At 39.2% G+C, this 7,678-nt stretch carries 4 protein-coding genes; 1 reads left to right on the forward strand and 3 read right to left on the reverse strand.

The window, feature by feature from the left end; genetic code table 11:
- The first annotated feature begins 266 nt into the window (after positions 1-266).
- Positions 267-1,664: an MBL fold metallo-hydrolase gene (locus tag JIG37_RS15910; RefSeq protein ID WP_199529806.1), complete on the forward strand. Its 1,398-nt coding sequence runs from the start codon at positions 267-269 to the stop codon at positions 1,662-1,664.
- 72 nt (positions 1,665-1,736) lie between these two features.
- On the opposite strand, the gene JIG37_RS15915 is transcribed toward JIG37_RS15910, so the two are convergent.
- From JIG37_RS15915 to galU, 3 genes are all read right to left on the reverse strand, one after another.
- Positions 1,737-3,341 (reverse strand): hypothetical protein, encoded by a 1,605-nt coding sequence (locus tag JIG37_RS15915; RefSeq protein WP_199529807.1) that lies wholly within the window; start codon positions 3,339-3,341, stop codon positions 1,737-1,739.
- Positions 3,342-3,549: 208 nt separating this feature from the next.
- Positions 3,550-5,694 (reverse strand): YjbH domain-containing protein, encoded by a 2,145-nt coding sequence (locus JIG37_RS15920; protein WP_199529808.1) that lies wholly within the window; start codon positions 5,692-5,694, stop codon positions 3,550-3,552.
- A gap of 178 nt (positions 5,695-5,872) precedes the next feature.
- Entirely contained in the window at positions 5,873-6,781 is a 909-nt protein-coding gene (galU, locus tag JIG37_RS15925) for a UTP--glucose-1-phosphate uridylyltransferase GalU (protein WP_199529809.1), read from the reverse strand.
- Positions 6,782-7,678: the final 897 nt, after the last annotated feature.

Here is a 7,678-nt window from a genome sequence, read left to right on the forward strand (position 1 = left end):
AAAATGGGCCTTTGGGTAAGACCCGAAAACAACACCGCTCGGCTTCAAACTGACAGATCAACATTTAATAGCACAAAGAGGATAAGAGGCACTTCGCTGAAGAGATAGTAAAAAAATGATCCTGTGGTTCCCTCATTTTCTACTCATTCAATTCTCTTTGTGAAATAAACCTTCAACGAAATAAACTTCACGCCTTCAAATATGCCCCCATTGCCCTAAGAGTTATTTACCTCTATGCTGAAATTAGCTTCAAAAAGGAGAATATTATGCATATAAAACACCACGGAGCGGTGAAAGGCGTAACTGGGTCTTGCCACCAGCTATTTATTGATGACACAAATTCAGTACTTGTTGATTGTGGGCTATTTCAAGGGGAAGACAGTAAACAAGATCTAGCAATTGAGTTTGATATATCAACTGTAAAAGCGCTGATTGTTACACATTGCCATATAGACCATGTTGGTCGCATACCCTACTTACTTGCCGCAGGTTTTAAAGGACCTATTTATACCTCGATTGCCACCGCAAAACTCTTACCTATGGTGATTGAAGATGCCTTAAAAGTAGGTGTAACTCGCGATGAAGCGGTGATCCGCACCTGCTTAAAGTTACTAAAACAGCAAATTATCTCTCTCGATTATAATACATGGTACTGCATTCCCGTAGGAGTTGGCTTAAGCCCCGAAAAAGCAACCTCAAGCAATCAAAACTCTTTATATAAAATTCGCCTGCAACGTGCTGGGCACATTTTAGGCTCTGCCTATGTTGAAATTGAACTGGGTAAAAGACCAAACACGCATAGAGTGGTATTTTCAGGTGATTTAGGTGCGCCTTACACACCATTGTTACCGACGCCAAAACCACCCTACCGTGCCGATACATTAGTTATTGAGTCCACCTATGGTGATAAAAACCATCAAGGCCGCAAAGAGCGCGTAGCCGTGCTTAAAAAAGTTATAGAACGTGCCGTAAGTGATAATGGCGTGGTACTCATACCGGCTTTTAGTATTGGCCGCACACAAGAGTTGCTTTATGAATTTGAACAGCTTATTCACTCTGCACGTAAGCGCTCTATGTGGCATAAGCTGCAAATTATTGTTGATTCACCAATGGCAGCCAATTTCACAAATGAGTATTTACACTTTAAAGCGCTGTGGGATAACGAAGCAAAAAAGCGCGTAAAACAAGGCCGCCACCCGCTCGACTTTAAACAACTACACACTATTGATAGCCACCAAGAACACCTTGCATTAATAAACTTTTTAGCCTCGAAACAGCAGCCCGCAATAATCATAGCTGCCAGCGGAATGTGTAATGGCGGCAGAATAGTTAATTATCTAGAACGGTTTTTACCAGACAAAACAACCGATGTCATTTTTGTTGGTTACCAAGGACGAGGAACCTTAGGCCGAGATATTCAAAAATATGGCTCTCGCGGCGGATACGTCTTTATCGATAATCAAAAAGTAATGATTAAAGCACAAGTTCATACCATTAGCGGTTATAGCGCCCACGCAGATCAAAAAGGGTTAATAAATTTCGTTACTGGCATACGCAAAAAGCCAAGTTTAATTAAAATAGTTCACGGAGACGAGCAAGCCAAACAAGCATTGGCTAATGAGCTTTGTACAAGATTAGCAACAGCAACAATTAAAATTCCGTAATGCACATAAAAAAAGCCGCATAAATGCGGCTTTCAGATTTAATCCCTATTTAGGAACTAACAAAAATGGTTACTAACCACCAGTGCCGCCTGAGCCGCCTGAGCCGCCTGAGCCTGTTACTTCGTTACAAGTGAATTCAAACTCTTGTGTCATATCTGAATCATCAACACTGTCTAGTGTGAATGTATTTGAACCAACAACAGGTAAACCACGGAAGTTAACTTTAACCTGGTAGTTCTCGCCCGCGCGTAAGCCAGATAAATCAAAATTACCATCAGCGTTTTTCAGTACAGATTTTTCGCGTTTATTTTCACGGTTATATGTCACAACTGAGTTACTTACATCTACTGATTGTGAATTATCTTGTGCACATACGCCAGACAGAGTAAGTGTTTTACTTACTACTTCATATGGGCGAGTAAGCTCAACTGGTACAGTACCACATACTTCTACTTCACCGTCAGATTCAAACCAAAGTCCGCCTTCATTATCGAAAACATAAACATCGGCCATTGCATCTTCTGAGAAACCATATCGAGTAAGCGCAAAACCTGAGAATACATCCTCAGAAGTAGCACCCTCTGGCAGTACAGATAACCCTAAGCCATCGCTAGATGCCGCTATAAACAGTAAGCCACCAGCCGGAACAGCATCGCCTGTTACAGTAGCAGATAAGCCAGTACTACATGCAGCAGCTGATTTATTTACTGAGAACCATGTTAAGTGGTCTGTTTCAAAACTAACAGTACCTGTGCCTTTAGTTACAACAAACGACTCATCTTCCCATACACCTGTGTCTTCATCTAAAGATTTAACAGTTAGAGTTTCACCTGCATCTAAATCTGAAGGAGCAGCAAGAGTAACTTTTAATGTATCACCAAGGAATTTTTTAACCTTAGTTTCACCAACAGTCATTGTGATATCAGCCAAAGATACTGGTACAGCAACATTACCGCTTGTATTGTTAGCATTTAAGCCTTCAGGAATAACAGAACCCTTAGTATCAGAAGTAGGATCTAAACCTAAAACACTTAATGACAACTCACCTGGATCAACAGTTTCGCCCGAACCTTTTTGTAGTGTAGTACCATTAGGTAAAGTTACAGTCGCAAGAGATGTAGTATCAATTTTTGCATCGGCCACGATTTCTTCAGAAGTAGTAGCGCTTGCAAGGGTTTTCTTTACAACTTCCTGTTTAACTTCATCGCTGTCGCCAGTAAATAAAATAAATTGTGCAGTTAATACGTCGAAGTCATCTTCGTTTGTTAAATCAACATTAAATACTTTGCTGATATAACCTTCTGCAGAAACGATCGCGGTAACATTATCAAGGTCAGCGCCCTCTTTAAGTGTAACAACAAAGTTACCAGCGCCAGTTAAAGACTGAGCATTACTACCATCAACAGCTACAATGTTTGAAGATGGCATGCCATTTTCCATAAACTTAACGGTCGCATTGCTTAAAACATTAAACTCTTCGTTTTCAACAACAGAACCACTGATAACAAAGTCTAAAGCCGCTGGTGCTTCTGGTGCTACAATTACAACACCACCATCGCCACCATCACCACCGTCATCTGGTACTGGTTTATTGTTATCATCATCGCTAAAACAACCTGTTAAAGCGAAAGCCGATGCTACTGATAACGCTAGTAGCGATTTTTTGTTAGTAAACATAGGGAGTCCTTCTATTCCTTTATCAACATTTGTAAATGAATTTACTCATTTTATAAAATAGTAGCGCGAACTTCCAAAAAGTATAGTCAGCACCATAATTTTTTACAAATTAAAAACGAGGCATTAAAGCTCTTAAATTATCTAAAACACCCCATCAATAATATAGCTAAATTACCTAATTGTACAATACTTAACCCAACATAAATTGTTACCGATAAGTTAAATATGCCTCTTTTAATCTTGCAAGATTTTGGTATACATAATCACTAGACATACGCCCCTGATTAAGGAACGTACGGTAGGTGCTTATTGCACTTCCTGGAATAAAGCCTTGACTGAACACTAAACGGTTAGTGCTTTCACCAATCTCAGTACTCGCAGTATGCCTGTAAGATTCAGTGCCTTTAATTTGCCCAAATTTATAAGCTTTCATATCTTTTCGTGGTGAAAGTGGAATACTAAATGCCAAACCTGCTTTAGTCGTATTTGTATCTTCGTAATATACTGCCAAGTAGCTATCGCCAAACCAAAAACGGCTTTCTAGTTTATAGCCAGAATCTTCATACCAATAATTACCTGCTTGAGCATGTAAGGTAATGTCTTGTTCAACCCAGTTATATTGGTAGTTTAGTGCTTGGAATGTTTTGCTGCCGCGATAATCTTCGTATTTATACGACCCCAACTGAGCACTAATTCTGTGACGTCCTTCATCACTCAGCCAAGTTGTTTCGTTAGTTATACCTGTTAAATCGTAGCGTTCTTTTATAAAGCCAACTTGCGTTTGGTTATAAAAACCGAATGGCAGCTTAAATGTTTGGTAGAACATAGCTCTATCAAATTCAGTTTCTTGACGATAACGCCTAAATGGACCTCGCTCATCATAGTCGTCACTATTTTCAACATTAACTTGTCCACCTAAAATAACACCAGCACCTTTCCAAAGAGGCACATCGACATCTGCTCTAATTGCAATAGAATAGTCAAACACACCTAACTCGGTAGCGTACGTATTACTAATAGCAGGGCTTAAAGTTACACGCGGTTTAAAGTATGGGCTCGCCTGCGCTTTACCAGCCCATGTAACACCTTCGGGAATAACGGCTTTGTCTTGTTGAACATTTAAGTCAGGGCTAACGCCTTTTTCAATAAACAAGCGATAATTGTCGATGTTGCCGCTAATTGCTAGTAACGGGATATCTGTTTTCGAAAGCTGAACGCTATAATGAGTATTTTCATTAACTATATTTTCGGCGATGCGACCAAGTACTACACCAATAGCGTCAATGTCGTTACGGTTAAACACTGAGTTTTCAAAGTTAACAAATACGGTAGTTGAGTTGTAACCAACAACCACGTTTTCAAAACCATCATTAATGAGCGCATCTTTCAATGTAATTGCTTGTTTGCTTAAGCTAGAACTAACAACTTTTTGTGAATTTTGTGTTTGACTTTGCTCAGCACTAGTAACGGTTAACGCATCAGGCTGTTCAGCTAGCTTGGGCGCTACTGACGTTTGAATAAAGCCTAAACCATAATCGTTTACTTTAGCCACAGGTGTATTGCTTGTTGGGGCTACATAAGGTGCAGGCTTTACAGGCTCATAATTAGTTTTAGCTTCATCAGATAATGGTAGGGTAAAATTTATCCCCCAGTAGGTGTCTTTATCTTCAGAAAAATCAGTACTGCTGTAAAAACGGCTAGTAAAGGTTATTTCACCAATATCATATAGCCACTTTTTAGGAATCGTTATACGTGCTGCAGCGTTAACAGCTTCAGCATCGTATTCGGTGAGTAAGCTAAACCACTCAAGCGGTTGCCACTCAATACCAGCAAATGCGCCATCCATTTCACCAGTAAGTCTGTCACTTGAACCTAGGCCGGCACTAAAACGAAAATCCCATAATTCTTTTGAGGCCACTGCATAAAACGTTTTATAGTTGTTAGCGGCACCACCTATATCTTTAGCACCTATAGCTACACTAAACCAGTCTTTAGGTATATAAGGTAGCTGATATTTTGCGTTGAACGATAAATCTCGGGTTTGCCCACGGCCTTCGCTATAAAACAAATTATCGTGTATTGAGTTAGAGGATATTTGCCCACTAACTTCAAGACCTTCAAATAACCCTGCAGAGAATATGAAGTTATGGCCATCTAAATATCGCTGCCCTTTAAAATCTAATAAATTGTTATAGCCTATATCAACACTACCAGAGCTGAGCGCTTCTGCATTAGGAGTGTTTATCAACCCCGTATAACCAGAAAAAGACTGGTGGCTTTTTATTTCGTCAGCGGCTATTGGCAAGCTAAGTGCGGCGGCACAGCTTAAAAACAATAAATTCAATTTTGGCATTAGGAAATCCGAGTTAAAGTTATAAGTTCCTTCATTGTTTTAAATATAACATCAGAAAACAAAAACAAGAAGCTATCAGCCAAACTAAACCTTTAGGGTCAAAAATAAATTGCTATGTTAAAACTAAAAAGGGTAAGAATTTACTTCTTACCCTTTTTTAAATATTTAGCTTTAAAAGTTATACCGCTTTTAAATGCCTTGTGTTTGGCGTAACCATTTCTGTTACAAAGTCTGTAAACTCTGCGCCAAGTTTTTCATCGCGCATACTGTACTCTACAATTGCTTTTAAATAACCTAGCTTGTCGCCACAATCATGAGCACAACCGCTCATGTGAAATGCTTCAACAATTTCATGTTTCATTAACTCATCGATTGCGTCAGTTAATTGAATTTCGCCACCTGCACCAGCAGGAGTATTAGCTAGCAGTGGCCAAATTGCTTTAGATAAAACATAACGACCAACTACCGCTAAGTTAGAAGGAGCCTCTTCTGCTTTAGGTTTTTCAACCATGGTTTTAATAGGTGCACTTTCGCCTGCATTAATTTTAACGCCACCAATATCAGCAATACCATATTTATGAACACTTTCTTGTGGTACTGGCGCAAGCATAATTTGACTTGCTTTAACCTCGTTAAAGCGTTTTATCATTGCGGCAACGTTTTCGGTTTTTTGATCAGCAGTATAGCTATCTAAAATAACATCGGGCAACACTACAACAAAGTCGTCATCACCTACAATTGGTTTAGCACACATTACCGCGTGACCCAATCCTTTAGCCTCGCCTTGTCGAACATGCATAATAGTTACATCGTCTGGACAGATTGAGCGAACTTCTTCTAGAAGAGTACGCTTTACGCGCTTTTCAAGCGTTGCTTCTAGCTCAAAGCTGGTATCAAAATGGTTTTCGATCGCATTTTTGGAGCTATGGGTAACCAATACAACTTCTTTAATTCCGGCCGCTACACACTCATTAACAATGTATTGAATAAGCGGTTTGTCAACTAAAGGCAGCATTTCTTTAGGAATTGCTTTAGTCATAGGTAACATGCGAGTACCAAGGCCCGCAACAGGAATAACAGCTTTCATAATTAGTCCCTTATTTAATAATTTAATCTACAATAACACCAAACTAACAGTACCAAAGTAGATACAAGCTGAATGGTTTTTAATTTAGCTTTTCGTTAAAAACGAATATTTAGAAGAGATTATGAGACGCTGCACTTTAGAGTGAAACAAAGTATTTTTGGTTTACTCTTTTACTTCTCATTCATTTCTCTTTGTGTATAGGCTTTCGCGCGAAATAAATTTCACGCCTAAATCCAAGACACTTTATTGCACAAAGAGGCTGTGAGACGCTACGCTAAAGAGAAAACCAGTAAGTTTCCCCTCATTAACTCTCACTCTCTTCTCTTTGTGCAAATATTTTCGCGCGAAATAAATTTCACGCCTACATCAAAGACATTTTATTGCACAAAGAGGATAAGAGACGCTGCGCTAAAGAGAAAACCAGTAAGTTTTTCCTCATTTATTCTCACTTTCTTCTCTTTGCGAATACGCTTTCGCGCGAAATAAATTTCACGCCTAAATCAAAGGCATTTTATTACACAAAGAGGATAAGAGGCGCTGCATTAAAGAGAAACCAGTAAGTTTTTCCTGATTTACTCTCACTTTTTTCTCTTTGTGAATAGGCTTACGCACGTAATAAATTTCACGCCGACATCAAAGACATTTTATTGCACAAAGAGGATAAGAGACGCTGCGCTAAAGAGAAAACCAGTAAGTTTTTCCTCATTTACTCTCACTCTCTTCTCTTTGTGCAATTATTTTCGCAGGTAACAAATTTCACGCCGTCATCAAAGACATTTTATTGCACAAAGAGGATAAGAGACGCTGCGCTAAAGAGAAAACCAGTAAGTTTTTCCTCATTTACTCTCACTCTCTTCTCTTTGTGCAATTATTTTCGCAGGTAACAAATTTCACGCC

The sequence above is a fragment of the Pseudoalteromonas sp. bablab_jr010 genome (assembly GCF_016464105.1).
GTDB lineage: Bacteria > Pseudomonadota > Gammaproteobacteria > Enterobacterales > Alteromonadaceae > Pseudoalteromonas > Pseudoalteromonas simplex.